The sequence below is a fragment of the Prauserella cavernicola genome, assembly GCF_016595675.1.
Lineage (GTDB): Bacteria > Actinomycetota > Actinomycetes > Mycobacteriales > Pseudonocardiaceae > Prauserella_A > Prauserella_A cavernicola.
This window is the reverse complement of the sequence record NZ_JAENJH010000002.1, coordinates 1,109,002-1,124,221: the sequence shown is the minus strand read 5'-3', so window position 1 is coordinate 1,124,221 and position 15,220 is coordinate 1,109,002. Positions and strand designations below refer to the sequence as shown.

19 protein-coding genes are annotated in these 15,220 nt (G+C 70.2%); 7 read left to right on the top strand and 12 right to left on the bottom strand.

Annotated features, from left to right (window positions below; all coding sequences use genetic code 11):
* Positions 1-44 precede the first annotated feature (44 nt).
* From JHE00_RS12140 to JHE00_RS12130, 3 genes are all read left to right on the top strand, one after another.
* Positions 45-296: a hypothetical protein gene (locus tag JHE00_RS12140; protein WP_200317936.1), complete on the top strand. Its 252-nt coding sequence runs from the start codon at positions 45-47 to the stop codon at positions 294-296.
* 220 nt (positions 297-516) lie between these two features.
* Entirely contained in the window at positions 517-1,191 is a 675-nt protein-coding gene (locus JHE00_RS12135; RefSeq protein ID WP_005441764.1) for a Crp/Fnr family transcriptional regulator, read from the top strand.
* A 382-nt stretch (positions 1,192-1,573) separates the two neighbouring features.
* Positions 1,574-2,818, top strand: coding sequence for an MFS transporter (locus tag JHE00_RS12130; protein WP_307831907.1), 1,245 nt, complete (start codon positions 1,574-1,576; stop codon positions 2,816-2,818).
* Between the two features lie 4 nt (positions 2,819-2,822).
* Here JHE00_RS12130 and pqqB read toward each other — a convergent pair whose 3' ends face one another.
* The 11 genes from pqqB to sp36 form a co-directional block, all read right to left on the bottom strand.
* Positions 2,823-3,704: a pyrroloquinoline quinone biosynthesis protein PqqB gene (pqqB, locus tag JHE00_RS12125; RefSeq protein ID WP_200317935.1), complete on the bottom strand. Its 882-nt coding sequence runs from the start codon at positions 3,702-3,704 to the stop codon at positions 2,823-2,825.
* Positions 3,701-4,777, bottom strand: a complete 1,077-nt coding sequence (gene pqqE / locus JHE00_RS12120) for a pyrroloquinoline quinone biosynthesis protein PqqE (RefSeq protein ID WP_200317934.1) — start codon at positions 4,775-4,777, stop codon at positions 3,701-3,703. Before pqqE ends, pqqB begins: the two co-directional genes overlap by 4 nt.
* Positions 4,768-5,019: a pyrroloquinoline quinone biosynthesis peptide chaperone PqqD gene (pqqD, locus tag JHE00_RS12115; RefSeq protein ID WP_200317933.1), complete on the bottom strand. Its 252-nt coding sequence runs from the start codon at positions 5,017-5,019 to the stop codon at positions 4,768-4,770. Before pqqD ends, pqqE begins: the two co-directional genes overlap by 10 nt.
* Positions 5,016-5,696 carry a pyrroloquinoline-quinone synthase PqqC gene (gene pqqC, locus JHE00_RS12110; protein ID WP_230423210.1) on the bottom strand — a complete coding sequence of 227 codons (681 nt, stop codon included), beginning with the start codon at positions 5,694-5,696 and terminating at the stop codon, positions 5,016-5,018. Before pqqC ends, pqqD begins: the two co-directional genes overlap by 4 nt.
* A 108-nt stretch (positions 5,697-5,804) precedes the next feature.
* Entirely contained in the window at positions 5,805-5,903 is a 99-nt protein-coding gene (pqqA, locus tag JHE00_RS12105; RefSeq protein ID WP_200317931.1) for a pyrroloquinoline quinone precursor peptide PqqA, read from the bottom strand.
* A gap of 68 nt (positions 5,904-5,971) precedes the next feature.
* Entirely contained in the window at positions 5,972-6,748 is a 777-nt protein-coding gene (locus tag JHE00_RS12100) for an MBL fold metallo-hydrolase (protein WP_200317930.1), read from the bottom strand.
* The gene (locus JHE00_RS12095; protein WP_230423209.1) at positions 6,745-7,557 is read right to left on the bottom strand and encodes an NUDIX hydrolase; all 813 of its coding nucleotides are present in this window, start codon (positions 7,555-7,557) and stop codon (positions 6,745-6,747) included. Before JHE00_RS12095 ends, JHE00_RS12100 begins: the two co-directional genes overlap by 4 nt.
* Positions 7,558-7,576: 19 nt before the next feature.
* Positions 7,577-8,698 (bottom strand): hypothetical protein, encoded by a 1,122-nt coding sequence (locus JHE00_RS12090; RefSeq protein ID WP_200317928.1) that lies wholly within the window; start codon positions 8,696-8,698, stop codon positions 7,577-7,579.
* A 36-nt stretch (positions 8,699-8,734) separates the two neighbouring features.
* Positions 8,735-9,364 carry a hypothetical protein gene (locus JHE00_RS12085; RefSeq protein ID WP_200317926.1) on the bottom strand — a complete coding sequence of 210 codons (630 nt, stop codon included), beginning with the start codon at positions 9,362-9,364 and terminating at the stop codon, positions 8,735-8,737.
* Between the two features lies 1 nt (position 9,365).
* Complete coding sequence (locus tag JHE00_RS12080) at positions 9,366-9,821, bottom strand: RidA family protein (RefSeq protein ID WP_200317924.1); 456 nt, start codon at positions 9,819-9,821, stop codon at positions 9,366-9,368.
* A gap of 4 nt (positions 9,822-9,825) precedes the next feature.
* On the bottom strand, positions 9,826-9,987 hold the full coding sequence (gene sp36, locus JHE00_RS12075; RefSeq protein ID WP_003068074.1) for a Sp36 family protein: 162 nt from the start codon (positions 9,985-9,987) through the stop codon (positions 9,826-9,828).
* A 32-nt stretch (positions 9,988-10,019) separates the two neighbouring features.
* Between sp36 and JHE00_RS12070 the strand changes: the two genes are divergently transcribed.
* From JHE00_RS12070 to bagB, 3 genes are read left to right on the top strand one after another with little or no spacing between them, the layout of a single operon-like run.
* The gene (locus JHE00_RS12070) at positions 10,020-10,268 is read left to right on the top strand and encodes a hypothetical protein (protein WP_200317922.1); all 249 of its coding nucleotides are present in this window, start codon (positions 10,020-10,022) and stop codon (positions 10,266-10,268) included.
* A gap of 37 nt (positions 10,269-10,305) precedes the next feature.
* The gene (gene bagA / locus JHE00_RS12065; protein ID WP_200317920.1) at positions 10,306-11,307 is read left to right on the top strand and encodes an ATPase BagA; all 1,002 of its coding nucleotides are present in this window, start codon (positions 10,306-10,308) and stop codon (positions 11,305-11,307) included.
* Complete coding sequence (gene bagB, locus JHE00_RS12060; RefSeq protein ID WP_200317918.1) at positions 11,304-12,431, top strand: ATPase BagB; 1,128 nt, start codon at positions 11,304-11,306, stop codon at positions 12,429-12,431. Before bagA ends, bagB begins: the two co-directional genes overlap by 4 nt.
* A gap of 43 nt (positions 12,432-12,474) precedes the next feature.
* Here bagB and JHE00_RS12055 read toward each other — a convergent pair whose 3' ends face one another.
* Positions 12,475-12,768: a WhiB family transcriptional regulator gene (locus tag JHE00_RS12055; RefSeq protein ID WP_200317916.1), complete on the bottom strand. Its 294-nt coding sequence runs from the start codon at positions 12,766-12,768 to the stop codon at positions 12,475-12,477.
* A gap of 289 nt (positions 12,769-13,057) precedes the next feature.
* Here JHE00_RS12055 and JHE00_RS12050 point away from each other — a divergent pair, with 289 nt between their 5' ends.
* The gene (locus JHE00_RS12050) at positions 13,058-15,217 is read left to right on the top strand and encodes a transglycosylase domain-containing protein (protein WP_200317914.1); all 2,160 of its coding nucleotides are present in this window, start codon (positions 13,058-13,060) and stop codon (positions 15,215-15,217) included.
* The last annotated feature ends 3 nt before the right edge of the window (positions 15,218-15,220 follow it).

Below are 15,220 nucleotides of genomic sequence, written 5' to 3'. Positions count from 1 at the left end.
AAGGTCGAGCTCCGGCAGACCACGAGCGAGGGATCGGGAGACTCATGACCGTCTGGTTCGTCATCGCGGTGCCGCTCGTCATCATGCTGTTCGCATTGGGTATGGAGCGGGTCGAGAACCGGCTCCGCCATGTCTCCGTCCGAGGTGAGGACGTCGAGGAGTTCCTCGAGCAGGCACGACCTGACGAGGTCAGAGCGCTCTACGGGCACGGGATCGGCCGCGCGCTGGAGCTTTTCCGGCTGCGCAGGCTCGGTGGGAAGACCGGCAAACTGAAGCCGCGCCGCGTCCGGGGTTAACAGCGGGTTAGGCTGTTCGATCGGACGAGATCGATCCCATACCGCTCTGACAGGCGGTGTTCGCGCGAACGCGTAGCGGTATCACCCGCCCAGGGTGCGTTCACTGCTGCGCGGCGAGCCGGGAGGCGATCTCGGGAGCACGCCCTACACTGCACGTAGTGATCGGCGACACGCTCCTCGAGTTCGAAGGATCGCGGTCGCTTCTCAAAGGAGGCACGAGGTGGACGAGACCCTGGCCCGCGCGGGCATTTTTCAGGGTGTGGAACCGGCAGCGGCCGAGGCGCTCGCGCAGACCTTGGAGACTGTGGAGTTTCCCCGCGGCCACGTGATCTTCAACGAGGGCGAGCCGGGCGACAAGCTCTACATCATCAAGTCGGGCAAGGTGAAGATCGGGCGCAAGTCCGCGGACGGCCGCGAGAACCTGTTCCAGATCATGGGCCCTTCCGACATGTTCGGTGAGCTGTCGATCTTCGACCCCGGCCCCCGCACCTCGACCGCGACGACCGTGACCGAGGTCAGCGCCGTGACGATGGACCGGCCAGCCCTTCGGCAGTGGATTTCGACGCGCCCGGAGATCGCCGAGCAGTTACTGCGCGTGGTCGCGCGCAGGCTGCGCCGCACCAACAACATGGTGGCCGAGCTCATCTTCACGGATGTGCCTGGTCGCGTCGCGAGGGCGTTGCTACAGCTCGCGCAGCGTTTCGGCAGCCAGGAGGCCGGGCTGCTGCGGGTCACGCACGACCTGACCCAGGAAGAGATCGCGCAGTACGTCGGCGCGTCGCGGGAGACCGTCAACAAGGCACTGGCCGACTTCGCACACCGCGGCTGGCTGCGGCTCGAGGGCAAGAGCGTGCTCATCCTCGACCCCGAGCGGCTCGCTCGCCGCGCTCGCTGAGCAGGTAGCTCCAGACATAACAAGGGGCCGGGCGCCACCCCCGACGTGGCGCACCGGCCCCTTGCTGTGCGCGGACCATCCCCCGACAGCCCGCGCTCCCCGCCCTCCGGTGTAGGCCCCGACCCGATTCCCGGAGGGAGTTCGCAAAGCATGTAGTTGGTGCGGTGCTTCTAACGATCCATGAGCTACACCCACCAACTCAAGGCCGTTCACTCTCAAGGACGCCCAATGTGATGATTTGATGCCCTGAACCCGCACTCTGTTATCCAACTGAGACAGAAATACCCGTTCAGGGCCTCGCCCGCACCCAACGGCGCCGGCGAGTCGCGAAACCGGACCACAAGTGGTACCTCCGTACCACCCTGGTGGCATACTGGTACGCGTGTCCCAGTCTGATGCTCACGGCCGCACGACGCTGGCCGACTACCGCGCCGCACTGAGCACCCCTGGCGCCCGGCGCCCGATGATCGCGTCGCTGCTCGCGCGCCTGCCCATCGCCATGATCGGCATCTCGGCGCTGCTCTTCGTCCAGCACGAGACGGGGTCGTTCGCCGCTGCGGGACTGGTGTCGGCAGGCGCGCTCGTCGGGGTCGCCGCGGGCTCGGTCATCCAGGGCCGGATCATCGACCGGTTCGGCCCGACCAGGCCGTTGCTGGTGGTCACCGCGATGTTCGTCGTGGCGATGACCGCGCTCGCCGTCGCCATCGAGGCCCACGCGCCCACCCCGCTGCTGGTGACGCTCGCGGTGGGCATCGGCGTGACCGAGCCGATGACCGGGTCGGCCTCGCGCGCCCTGTGGGCCAGGCTGGTGCCCGCCGGACCGGCCAGGGAAGCCGCGTTCGCCTACGAGGCCATCAGCATGGAGACCTTCTTCATCCTCGGTCCCGGCCTGGCCGGGGTGCTCATCGCCGCACCGTGGCCGGGCACCGGCATGGTGCTGGGTGCCGCGTGCATGGTGACCGGCGCGGTGCTGTTCGCGCTCAGTCCCGCCGTCCGCGAGTGGGGTCCTTCGCAGGAACGCGGCGGGCGCCTGCTCGGTGCGCTCGCCAGCCCGGGGATGCGGACGCTCGCGCTCGCGGCGCTGGGCTTCGGCATGGTGATCGGTTTCGTCGAGGTCGCCGTGCCCGCCGCCGCCGACGCCGCGGGCCACGTCGCGCTCGGCGGGGTGCTGCTGTCGGTGTGGTCGGTCAGCTCGGTCGGCTTCGGCGTCGCCTACAGCCTGCGGCCGTGGCCCCGGCGGCTGCCGGTGCGCCTGCCCGTACTGCTCGCCCTGTTCGGTGTGCTCGTCGCCGTGCTGGCCCTGCCGGAGACGCTGTGGGTGCTGGCCATCGCGATGCTCGGCGCGGGCGCCCTCATCACCCCGCAGTCCACGGCCCACTCCACGACGATCGAGATCGTCGCCCCGAAGGGCACGGCCGCCGAGGCCTTCGGCTGGGTGCTCACCGCGATCACGCTCGGGCTCGCCTTCGGCCAGTCCGTGAGCGGCTACCTGGTGGAGCACAGCGGGCCGCCCGCCGCATTCCTGGCAGCGGCGGGCTGCGCGCTCGTGCTCGCGACCGTGGTCTGGTTCCTCCGCCACACGATTCGCCCGCCGGTACCGGCGTGGGCCGCCGCGGTCCCGGCGTGAGCGGCTAGAGCACCAGTTCCATGCCGTCGACGGGCAGCTCCGCGCCCGCGGCCACGAGCTCGGCGTGTTCGGGCGAGACCGGGTCCAGCACCGGGTTGGTGTTGTTGAGGTGCGTGTAGAGCCAGCGCGTGCCCGGCGAACGCCGGATCCTCGCGAGGCTGCCGTGCTCACCGGCCATCGGCAGGTGCCCCATCGCCAGCTGCGCGCCCGACCCGACGCCGCCTCCGGTCGCGTCCGCCATCTCGTCCGGCGCGTAGAACGAGCCGTCGAGCAGCGCACAGCTCGCCCCGGCGCAGAAGTCCTCGAACCCGGCGGGCCACTGCGCCACGCACGGCGCGTACACGAGCGAGCCGCCGGTGGCGGGATCCTCGATGCGGTAGGCCACCACCCACGGGCCCGGCAGCGTGGACTCCGCCGCGTACTTCGGCTGCTTGTCACTCACCGGGAACACCGTGACCCGCAGGCCGTCGAACTCGAACTCGCTCTCCAGCTCCGGCCACTGCCAACCGTGGTAGCGGCCCGCGATCTCGCGGGCGGGCACGGTGTTCGCGACCGCGTCGGGCGCCCACACCCGCAGCCCCGCGGCCTCCTTGAGCTGGAACAACCCCAGCGTGTGGTCGAGCTCACCGTCGGTGAGCAGCACCCCGCGCAGCGGCGTCTGTCTCGCTCCCGGTCCCGGGGCGAGCGCCGCACACGACGTCAGCTGCGTGCGGATGTCCGGGGAAGCGTTGAGCAGGTGGAAGTTCCTGCCGTCGGCGCTGATGGCGAGGCAGTCCTGACTTCGCGCCGGGGCAGCCCCGGCGCGCACGGCCTCACACGTCGGGCACGCACAGTTCCACTGGGGAACACCGCCGCCGGCCGCCGTGCCGAGCACGATCACTCTCATCGCGGTCCTCGCATCACGAACTCGCTCGCACCACTGGGCGCCTCCAAGATCAGGTCCACGAGCCCCCGGTCCGGCGAGCGCTCACACACCGGGTCGGTCGCCGCGGCGTCGCCGGTGAGCTGGAACGCCTGACAACGGCACCCACCGAAGTCCACGCTCCGCCGATCGCACGTCCGGCACGGCTCGCGCATCCAGTCCTCACCACGGTAGGCGTTGAACGACTCGGAGTCGTACCAGATCTCGGCCAGCGGCCGCTCGCGCACGTTCTCCAGCGACAGGGTCGTGATCGCCGTCGCCGCGGGGCACGGCAGCACCGTGCCGTCGGGCGCGACGGTGAGCTGCTGGGCGCCCCAGCCGGACATGCACGGCTTGGGGTAGGGCTCGTAGTAATCCGAGAGCACGTAGACGACCTGCATCCGCCCCCGCAGCCGCTCGATCGCGGCGCGCACCACCGGTTCGGCTGCCGCGAGCTGCTCGCGCGTTGGCAGCAGCGCGTCCCGGTTGCGCAGCGCCCAGCCGTAGAACTGCGTGTTCGCCAGCTCCAGCCGGTCGGCCTCCATCTGTTCGGCGAGCGCGATCATGCCCTCGAGCTGGTCGTGATTGGCGCGGTGCAGCACCACGTTGACGCTCAGCGGCAACCCGGCGGCCTTCACGAGCCGGGCGGCGGTGAGCTTGTGGTCGTGGGCCTTCGTGCCCGCGAGCAGGTTGGCCCGCTCGGCGTCGGCGCCCTGCACGGACAGCTGGACGTGCGCGAGCCCTCGGTCGACGAGATCGGCGAAGCGCGACTCGGTGAGCCCGAGGCCACTGGTGACAAGACTGACGTAGCAGCCGAGCTCGCTCGCATGGGAGACCAGCTCGGGCAGGTCCGGCCTGGCCAGCGGCTCTCCGCCGGAGAGGTGCACCTGGAGCACGCCGAGCTCACGCGCCTGGTCGAACACCGAGATCCATTGGGCCGTGCTCAGCTCGTTCGCGCGCGTGACGAGTTCGAGCGGGTTGGAACAGTAGGGGCAGTGCAGCGGGCAGCGGTGGGTCAGCTCGGCGAGCATGCCCAACGGCGGCTGGGTCACGTCCATTCGACCACCTGCCGGTCCACGAGCCGGGCGAGCACGTCGTCGACGTCAGCCTCGCGCACGCCCGCGTAGCGCGTGCCGAGCGCGGCCACGATGTCGGGCACGGTGCGCTCGCCGTCGCAGAGCTCGAGCACGGCCGCCGCGGTCGGGTTGGTCACGAGTACTCCCTCCGGGAACAGCAACACGTGGGTCTGCCGCGTGCGGTCGTAGGTGAGGCGCACGCCTCTGCGCAGCCGCGGCGTCACCGCTTGGCCGCCGCGTCCTCGATGGCGCTGAGCATCGACCACAGTACGTCGCACTTGAACGCCAGCGCGGCGACGGCGGCGTCCTGCTGCTGCCTGCTCACGGCGTGCTCGACGACCAGCGCGAGCGTCTGTTCGCCCTCACCGCTCACCGCGTCGATGCGGGTGGTGAAGTACTCGAGGTCCTGGCTGCGGATCCAGTCGTAGCGCGCGAGCATGTCGCCGACCCTGCGCCGCATGAGGTGCCCGGAGAACATCTCCGTGAGCCCGGAGGCCACCGCCTCGACCCACGGCCTGGTGCGCGCGAAGTTGACGTAGGCGTCGACAGCGAACCGCACGCCGGGAGCGAGGTGACGTTCGTCGAGCACCTCCGCACGGTCGAGCCCCACGGCCTCGCACAGGCGAAGCCACCGCTGCGCTCCGCCCTCGTTCTCGGTCCTGCCGTCGTGGTAGACGATCCGGTCCAGCCATTGCCTGCGGACGCCCGGGACGGGGCAGTTGCTGATGATCGCCGCGTCCTTCTGCGGCAGCATGCGCTGGTAGTACCAGCGGTTGGCGGCCCAGATCCGCAGCTCGTGTTCGCTCAGCTCACCGGCGTGCATGCGGTGGTGGAACGGATGGGTGCCCCAGTAGCGGTGCGAGAGTCCCTTGAGCTCGGCGACGAAGGCCTGCTCGGTCATCGGTTGCATCGATTGCATCGGCGGCACTGCCGTCCTCCCGGGTCGAGGGACGTGGCCAACGGGGGCGCGATTGAAAGCGCTTTCCCGCTGACCACGTCACAACACTCGTCACTCCATACGGCCGAAGTACGCCGTGACCTCCATCGGGGTCTCGTACTCCTCGAAGTCCGGAGTGGTCCAGACCTCTAGCTCGCCCGACTCGATCATGGTGCGCCTCCCTCCATTGGGACGTCGATCAAAACGCCATCACGGTAACGGGATTCGTGCGGAAAGTGCTATCCCTCGGAGCGGAGATACTCCAACTGAGCAACCACGCTCGACTCCGCGGGCGCCCACAACGAGCGGTCGACATCGGCGTAGACGAGCTCCACCACCTGACGCGGCGTCGCGTCGGAACCGAGCTGCCGCAGTGCGGAACGCACCTGGTCCAGGCGCTGCTCCCGGTGCGCCGCGTACTCCCTGGCCGTGGCCGTGACGTCGGCCAGCTCCGGTCCGTGCCCCGGCAGCCCCAACGCGCCGTCCGGCAGCGCACACAACAGCTTCAGTGACCGCAGGTAGTCGCCGAGATCGGTCAGGACCGTGGTGCCCCTGCCGAGCACGGTGTCGCCGGTGAGCACGTGGGTGGTCCCACCGGACGCGAAGCGCAGCGTCACCGAGTCGTCCGTGTGTCCCGGCGTGTGCAACACGCTCAGGTCCAGTCCGGCCGCGCTCACGACATCGCCGTGCGCGAAGGGTTCGGCGTCCCGGCAGAGGTCCGCGCGCCACGCTCGCACCGGAGCGCCCACCCGCTCCGCGAGCCACGGCGCGCCCTCGGAGTGATCGGGGTGGTGGTGCGTCAGCAGGACCAGCTCGACGGGCTCGACCTCGGCCACCCGCTCCAGATGCTCGACGTCCTCGTAGCCGGGGTCCACCACCACGCACGCGCGCGAGCCCGGCGCCCGCAACACCCACGTGTTGGTGCCCTCGAGCGTCATCATCGAGGGGTTGTTCTCCAGCAGCACCGAAGCGGCGCGAGAGACCTCCCTGAGCGCGCCGTACGCGGGATGTGTCACGGAACCTCCACCCTCACCTCGTCGCCCTCGACGACCATCCGGGGCATCACTTTCTCCACCGGCTTCCGCACGGCCAGCGCCTCAGCCACCGACGGATACGCGTTGAGCTCGTCGAGCAGGAACCACGTCGGCGGCATGAGCATCGACCTGCCGGCCTCCGCGTCGGCGATGGCGTCGGCTGGCAGCTGCCAGTCCGAGGACTCGGCCTCGGTCGTCCTGCCGTCGGCCTGCTGGCCCTCGGGCAACGCGGCGAGGAAGAACCGCGCGTCGTAGCGGCGCGGCTCCTGCTCGGGGGTGAGCCAGTTCGCCCACGGCCGCAACAGGTCCGCCCGCAGGGTCAGGCCCTCACGGGCGAGAAAGCCCGCGAGGGAGAGCTCGCGCGACACCAGCTCGGCGCGGGCGCCGTCGTACGGCGAGGTGTCGGTGACCAGCTCGGTTCCGGAGCCGGCCAGTAGCACGCCGGACTCCTCGAAGGTCTCCCTGACGGCCGCGCAGACCAGCGCCCTCGCCACCGGCTCGGAGCACCCGAACCGGTCGGCCCACTCCTGCGGCGGCGGACCCTCCCAGCTCACCGAGGCGTCAGCGTCTCGCTGGTCGACGCCGCCGCCGGGAAAGACGGTCATACCGGCCGCGAACGCCATCGCCGCCACCCGGCGCTGCAGGAAGACCTCGACACCGGCGTCGGTGTCGCGCAACAGCAGGACGGTCGCGGCGTCGCGCGGCGCCACGGGGTGTGCCGGCGCGTCGGTCGGCAAACTCAGCACGGACTGCTTCGGCACCCGAAAAATTGCTGGCACGTCCCGCAACATACCCGCAACTACGCGGAAATCAGTCCGCCCAGCGGTGCTCGCTGCCGTTGGCCCTGCCCTGCGCACTCTTGGCGGCCTCGGCCCGCTCGCGCTCGGCGAGCTCAGCGTGCAGCTCGCGCAGCAGCTGCCGGTCGCGGTCGGAGAGCTGCGGGTCGTCGAGATCCAGTTCGGGCAGGTCGACCACGCCCTCGGCGCGCAGGCCCGCGATCGCGCGGCCTTTGTCGGGGTCCTCCGCGATGGCCGCGCGCAACTGGGCGACCTCTTCCTTGGTCATCTCGGTGGTCGCCGCGGCGCGGTTCTCGCGCTCGGCCGGGGACGGCGGCTGCTCAGGCTCCGGCGCCGGTTCCGGCTCCTCCGCGGGCTCGGGCTGCTCCGCCGATGAGACCTTGACCGAGGGCTCCTCGAAGTCGGGAGCCGCGTGCAACGGCTCGCGCGAGGCCTCGGCGACCGGGTGGACGGGGCTCTCGTCGCGGGGCGCACTCGCCGCCCAGGACGACGGTCCGCCCGAGGACTGCGCGGTGGCCAGCCACACCGGCGTCGCCGCCGCGAGACCGGCCTCGTGGTACTCGGTGCGCTCGGCGCCAGGCCCGGTGACCTCGACGACCGAGCGAATGCCCGCCCTGCGCAGCGCGTCGTCGACGCGGAACGCGACGGCGGGCGGATGGGCCTCGGGGCCGATCTCGACCAGCACGACCCGCTGCGGCAGCGGGCCCGGCACGCTGCCAGCCGGGGTGTTGCGCCAGACGGCGTGCACGGAGCGCAGGTCGGGCAGCACCTGCAGGGTGCGGTCGAGCGCATCGGTGATGCCCTGCTCGGGATCGTTGTCCCTACTGAAGCGGTGGGCGTAGCCGGGAACGGCGTCGCCGACGGTGAGGTGATCGGCCAGCGTGGCGTCGGACCGGCTCATCTCCAGCACGAGCGCGAGTTCACGCTGCTCGGCTGGGCGAACCATGATCCGGCCGGCGATCAGCGCGCCGACAGCGAGTTCGGCGGCGTCGTCCAGGTGCGAACGAGCGACGAGCTCACGTGCCTCCGAGAGCGCGCTGTCGTCCAGTCGGCCCGCCAGTGCCAGCAGGACGTTGTGCAGTCGCAGCGGAACCGCGAAGCCGTCCTTCGGCAGGCCATCGTGGACATCCACCATCGCCGTTCTCCCTCCAGCCCGCTGGCCGAGCGAGCGCTATGCGGGTACGAGTGTGTGGTGACCGGCGTCCACGGAGCCCACGCACACGAACCGTGAGTTCGCGAGCGCCGCCCGGTGGTAGGCGGGAACGTCGAACTGTGCAGGCAGGACCTCCACACTCGGCGCCTCGTCGCCGAGGACGCGGAGGACCCGCTGAAGCTCCCCAGTAAGTCGTGGGAGCCCGGACACCGCGGTGACGAGCAGAATCCGCTTCGCCTCGTCTTCGGACCCACGGTCGTGCCGCCAGCTCTCCCGGACCTCGCCCACATCCGGGCGACCACGCAACGTTGCGTGAACCACCACGGACACCGAATCGACGGTGTTCACCCAATCGGGTGCACCCGTCGTGAATGTGTACCGGTTCTCAGCGGAGGCGTCTACCCCAAGCGTGGAACTCACCTGGTGCCAGTCCGCGCCGTGCGGGATCAGACCAGCGACCAGCAGGCGATACTCGGACTGGTCCAGATCAATCCTGTGCTTTAGCAAAGACTTGGGGAGCGTGCGGGACAGCGTGCCCATCGCGCCCTCGCCCAGCCAGTCGCGGAACCGCCACAGCATCTGGTCCGGCATCCGGCCGGCCAGCCGCAGCAGCAGCTCGTGACACGCGTGCTCGATGTCGGGGTCCATCTCAGGAAACCTCCACGGTCAGCTCGACTTCGACTGGGGCTCCGAGCGGCAGTTCCGCGACCCCCACGGCGGAGCGGGCGTGCGTGCCCGCGTCGCCGAAAACCTCTCCGAGCAGCTCGGACGCACCGTTGATCACCGCGGGCTGACCGGTGAAGCCCTCGCTGGACGCGACGAACCCGGTGACCTTGACGACACGCACCACCGAGTCGATGCCGACCAGTGAGTGCACCGCCGCGAGCGCGTTGAGCGCCGAGGTGCGCGCGTGCTGCTTGGCCTCCTCGGGGCTCACCTCGCCGCCGACCTTGCCGGTGGCGGCCAGCGAGCCCTCGACGAACGGCAGCTGACCCGAGGTGAACACGTGCGAGCCGCTGCGCACCGCGGGCACGTAGGCGGCGACCGGCGCCGCGACGCCGGGCAGTTCGATACCGAGCTCGGCGAGCCTCGCGCTCCAGGTCATGGGGTCAGCCCTTCGGGCGCTTCAGGTAGGCGACGTGCTGCTCACCGCTCGGGTTCGGCAGCACGGTGACGAGCTCCCAGCCGTCCTCGCCCCACTGGTCGAGGATCTGCTTGGTCGCGTGGATCAGCAGGGGGACGGTGGCGTACTCCCACTTCGTGGCACTCATGCGGCACACCCTAGCCAGTACCGTCTGATCGCGTGGAGACATGGCGCATCATCGCCGCGATCCTGCTCGCGGTCGTCGGAATGTTCGGCGTGCTGATCATCATGGCCAAGGTCCGCGACCGCAGCGACAGCTCGCCGACCGTCGCCGTCGCGGGGCTCGTGTCGTTCACCACGCTCGCGGTCCTGTGCGTACTGGCGCTGACCGTGCTGCCGGGTGCGGTGACCTGGGGGATGGCGGCGGTCGTGGCGGTGATCGTCTCCGTGCTGGCTCTGGCGTCCTGAGCCGCGCGCGCCCGGAATCCTGGCTTACCCTGCGTAGGTGACCACTCCGGCTGGCTGGACCGACGAACTCGCGCGGACCCGGCTCCACTTCGTCACCGGCAAGGGCGGAACGGGCAAGACCACCCTCGCCGCCTCACTGGCACTGGCGCTGGCCAGCCACGGCAGGCGAGTGCTGCTGATCGAGGTCGAGGGCAGGCAGGGCTTCGCCCAGGTCTTCGACACCGAGCCCCTGCCCTACGCCGAGCAGCGGATCGCGTCCGCGCCGGGTGGCGGGGAGGTGCGCGCGCTGCACATCGACGTCGAGGCCGCGCTGCTCGAGTACTTCGAGATGTTCTACAACCTCGGTTTCGCCGGACGGACGCTGCGCCGCATGGGCGCCATCGAGTTCGCCACCACGCTCGCGCCGGGACTGCGCGACGTGCTGCTCACCGGCAAGGTCAAGGAGTGCGTCGGGCGCACCGAGTCCGACGGCAGGCACACCTACGACGCCGTCGTGGTGGACGCGCCGCCGACCGGCAGGGTCGTGAAGTTCCTCGACGTCACCAAGGCACTCACCGACCTCGCCAAGACGGGCCCGATCAGCGCGCAGGCCGAGGGAGTCGTGCGGCTGCTGCACTCCGGCGAGACCGCCGTGCACATCGTGACCCTGCTCGAGGAGATGCCCGTGCGCGAGACGCTCGACGCGGTCGCCGAGCTCGACGGCGCCGACCTTCGGCCCGGAGCCGTGCTGATCAACCGCGTCCGCCCGCCGCGCCTGCCCGCCCGCTCGGTGACGGCGGCCGCGGACGGCAGGGTCGACGCATCGCGCGTGCGCTCGGGACTCGCCTCGGCGGGCATCGAGCTGCCTGAGGCGACGCTGGACGGGCTGGTGGAGGAGACCGTGGAGCACGCCATCCGGCTCGAGGCCGAGCAACGCGCCCGCGAGCAACTCTCCGAGAGCGACCTGCCGACGCTGGAGCTGCCCGACCTCAACGGCGGCGTCGACGTCGCCGCGCTCTACGAACTCGCCGAGGCGCTGGTGGAACAGGGGGTTCGATGACGTCGACGCTCGACATCGACGCGCTCATCGACGATCCGGGGACGCGGGTGGTCGTGTGCTGCGGGTCCGGCGGAGTCGGCAAGACAACCACGGCGGCGTCACTCGCGCTGCGGGCCGCCGAGCGCGGCAGGCAGACCGTGGTGCTGACGATCGACCCGGCTCGCAGGCTCGCCCAGGCGCTGGGCCTGCGCGAGCTCGGCAACCAGCCCCGCAAGGTGTCGGTCGCGGGCTTCGAGCCCAAGGGCGAGCTCTGGGCGATGATGCTCGACATGCGGCGCACCTTCGACGACATGGTGCGCAGGCACGCGGGCCCGGAGCGGGCCGAGCAGCTGCTGACCAACCGCTTCTACCAGACCATCTCCACGTCGTTCTCCGGAACGCAGGAGTACATGGCGATGGAGAAGCTCGGTCAGCTCGCCGCGGCGGGCGACTGGGACCTGATCATCGTCGACACTCCGCCGAGCCGTTCCGCACTGGACTTCCTCGACGCGCCGACGCGGCTCTCCACGGCGCTCGACGGCCGGATGATCCGTCTGCTGACCGGCCCGGCGAAGGCGGGTGGCTGGGGACTGCGCAAGGTCGTCAGCGCGGGATTCTCGATGTTCGCCAAGGCGGTCTCGACCATCCTCGGTGGACAGCTGCTCGCCGACGCGTCGGCGTTCATGCAGGCCTTCGACACCACGTTCGGCGGGTTCCGCGAGCGGGCGCGCAAGACCGCGGAGCTGCTGCGGTCGGAGGGCACGGCGTTCCTGGTGATCGCCGCGCCGGAGCCGGACGCGCTCAGGGAGGCGAGCTACTTCGTGGAGCGGCTGTCGGAGGAGACGATGCCGCTGGCAGGGCTGGTGGCGAACCGGACGCACCCGGTGCTCGCGGACCTGTCGGCCATCGACGCGCTGGCCGCGGCCGACGCGCTCGACCGCGGTGACAAGAGTGCCCCTCTCGCCACCGCGGTCCTGAGACTGCACGCCGACCGGGTCGCCCAGGCGGAGCGGGAGCAACGCCTGCTCGAACGCTTCACCAAGGCCCATCCCGTGGTGTCGGTCGTACGGGTTCCCGCACTGCCCAGCGACGTGCACGACCTCGCCGGGCTGCGGGACATCGGGGACCGTCTCGCGGGGAGTTGACGGCCCCCGGGTGGTCCAGGGCGTGTCTGACGTCAGACGCGCCCTAGCCGCCGACCGCGGGCTCGTACTCCCGCTTGGCGGACTCGAGCAGTTCGCTCCAGCTGTCCACCCCCGGACGCCTGCGCAGCAGTGCGCGCCTCTCGCGTTCGGTCATCCCGCCCCAGACACCGAAGTCGATCCGGTTGTCCAGCGCTTCGGCCAGGCATTCCGTGCGTACCGGGCATCCCATGCAGACGACCTTCGCCCGGTTCTGTTCGGCTCCCCGCACGAACAGGCCATCGGGGTCCGTGTCCCTGCAGTACGCATAGATCCGCCAGTCCGACTGGTTGGTCTCCATACCCCCAGCTCCTACCCTGTTGCGACCGTCAGGCAGGCAGCGAAGTTCTCGACCTCGCCCCCGCGAGCAGGTCTGTTGTGCTCACGTCCCTCCAGTAGCGCCTCCCCAGGCGCTGTATTCGTGAGATGTTGACGGACTGTAGGGGTCCACGGTTCCATCGCCAACCCCCAAGCGGCGTTTTGTTACCAGATGTCACATTGCCGTCAATCCTGTATCTGGCTGGTCCGGACCGGCCTCATGCGCGAGCGATTTAAGTGATCTACGCCACTCCTTGCGTACTCTGACGTGGGTGCGCATGAGGGACGGTCTGCTCAAGATGTTCGGCCTCTGCCTACTCGCGGGGGTCCTCGTTGCGGGAATCATGTTCCCGGTGGCCGGGGGCATCGGCGTGCTCTCGAACCAGGCCAGCGACACGGTGGAGAACATGTCCGCCGGGCTCGCGGACGATCCGCCGCCACTGGTCACCACGGTCACCGATCGCGACGGCAATCCGATCGCGACGTTGTACGACCAGTACCGCATCCCCACCGGCCCCGAGGAGATCTCCGACGCCATAAAGTGGGCGCTGATCTCGGTGGAGGACAGGCGGTTCTACGAACACCACGGCGTGGACTGGAAGGGCACCATTCGCGCCGCGGTCAGCAACTCCTCCGGCGGCGACACACAGGGCGCCTCGACGTTGACGCAGCAGTACGTCAAGAACTACCTCATCAACGTCACCTACCGCGGCGACGAGCTGGGCCAGCAGCGCGCGCAGGAGGCCACGATCGCCCGCAAGCTCAAGGAAGCGCGCATCGCGATCCAGCTCGAGACGAAGTTGAGCAAGGATCAGATCCTGGCCGGCTACCTCAACATCGTCGAGTTCTCCCGCGAGATCTTCGGCGTCGGCGCGGCGGCCAGGGCGTACTTCGACACCACGGCGGACGAGCTCACGGTGGCGCAGGCCGCGTTGCTGGCCGGCATGGCCAACAACCCGCCCGCGTACGACCCGTGGAACAACCCGGAGCGGGCCACGCAGCGGCGCAACTTCGTGCTGGACAAGATGGTCGAGAACCGCAAGGTGTCGCGCACCGACGCCGAGCGGATCAAGACCGAGCCGCTCGGGGTCGTTCCCGACGGCCCGAACAAGCCACCGGCCAACTGCGTCGGAGCGGGTCCCGAGCACGGTTTCTTCTGCCAGTACGCCGAGGACTACCTGCTCGACCAGGGCATGACCAAGGACGAGCTCTACACCGGCGGCTTCACGGTGAAGACCACGATGGACCCGAGGGCCAACCAGCTCGCGAAGGCGTCCGCCGAGGAACAGGTGGCCAAGACCCAGGACAACGTCGCCAACACGCTCTCGCTGATCACTCCGGGAAAGCAGCGGCACGAGGTGGTGGCGCTGGCGGCGAACCGCGACTACGGCCCGGACGCCGCGGCGGGTCAGACCGAGTTCGCCCTGCCCTCTGCCATCTCCAACGTGACCGGAGCGGGCTCGAGCTACAAGATGTTCACGGCCGCTGCCGCCGTCGAGCGCGGGGTGGTGGGCATCTACGACACCGTGCAGTCGCCGGGCTCGTACGTGTCCCGGATCTTCAGCGGCAGCCCTCCGCCGTGCCCGTACGTCGCGCCCTACACGCGCGGGTACTGCGTCTCCAACGCGAGCGAGGGCTACAGCGGCACGATGTCGCTGCAGACGGCGTTGCAGACCTCGCCCAACACGGCCTTCGTGATCCTCGAGGAGCAGGTGGGCATGGGCGCGGTGATCGAGATGGCCAGCAAGCTGGGCCTGCGCAAGACGATGGCGGGCAACGTCGCGACCGGTGCCGCGCCCGAACCGGGCTCGCAGAGCCAGGAGATCCGCTCGAGTCAGGCCCAGTACTTCGGGCCGAACCAACGCTCGCCGGGCAAGGGCTCGTTCACGCTCGGCGTGAGCCCGACGAGCGGGCTCGAACTGGCCAACGTCGCCGCGACGCTGATGAGCGGTGGTGTCTGGTGCCCGCCGACGCCGATCGCCTCGGTCACCGATCGCAGCGGCAGGCCGGTGCCGGTCGAGGAACAGCCGTGCGAGCAGGCCGTGCCGGAAGGTCTCGCCAACACGATGGCGATCGGGCTCAGCAAGGACGACCTGCCGGGCGGCACGGCGGCCGCCGCGGCGGCGGGGGTCGGCTGGAAGCGGCCGATGATCGGCAAGACCGGCACGACCCAGAACAACGGCTCGGCGGCGTTCATCGGCGCGACGCCGCAGCTCGCGGGAGCGGCGATGGTGTTCAGGCCCGACCTGCCCAACGGCGGGCTCGTCGACGGCGGACCCGGCAACGTCGTCGCCGTCGACGGCGACAGCGGCAACATGTTCGGCGGCAAGACGCCGGCGCGGACCTGGTTCGGCGCGGTCAGCAAGATCCTCGACGGAGCGCCCGCGTTGCCGCTGCCACCCGCGGACCCGCGGTACGAGCGGGCCAACTGAGCC

Coding starts and splice junctions, on each gene's coding strand:
- JHE00_RS12140 (WP_200317936.1), top strand. CDS start 45: ATGACCGTCTGGTTCGTCATCGCGGTGCCGCTCGTCATCATGCTGTTC.
- pqqB (WP_200317935.1), bottom strand. CDS start 3,704: ATGAGAGTGATCGTGCTCGGCACGGCGGCCGGCGGCGGTGTTCCCCAG.
- pqqE (WP_200317934.1), bottom strand. CDS start 4,777: ATGGACGTGACCCAGCCGCCGTTGGGCATGCTCGCCGAGCTGACCCAC.
- pqqC (WP_230423210.1), bottom strand. CDS start 5,696: ATGACCGAGCAGGCCTTCGTCGCCGAGCTCAAGGGACTCTCGCACCGC.
- pqqA (WP_200317931.1), bottom strand. CDS start 5,903: ATGATCGAGTCGGGCGAGCTAGAGGTCTGGACCACTCCGGACTTCGAG.
- JHE00_RS12095 (WP_230423209.1), bottom strand. CDS start 7,557: ATGTTGCGGGACGTGCCAGCAATTTTTCGGGTGCCGAAGCAGTCCGTG.
- JHE00_RS12090 (WP_200317928.1), bottom strand. CDS start 8,698: ATGGTGGATGTCCACGATGGCCTGCCGAAGGACGGCTTCGCGGTTCCG.
- JHE00_RS12085 (WP_200317926.1), bottom strand. CDS start 9,364: ATGGACCCCGACATCGAGCACGCGTGTCACGAGCTGCTGCTGCGGCTG.
- JHE00_RS12080 (WP_200317924.1), bottom strand. CDS start 9,821: ATGACCTGGAGCGCGAGGCTCGCCGAGCTCGGTATCGAACTGCCCGGC.
- sp36 (WP_003068074.1), bottom strand. CDS start 9,987: ATGAGTGCCACGAAGTGGGAGTACGCCACCGTCCCCCTGCTGATCCAC.
- bagB (WP_200317918.1), top strand. CDS start 11,304: ATGACGTCGACGCTCGACATCGACGCGCTCATCGACGATCCGGGGACG.
- JHE00_RS12055 (WP_200317916.1), bottom strand. CDS start 12,768: ATGGAGACCAACCAGTCGGACTGGCGGATCTATGCGTACTGCAGGGAC.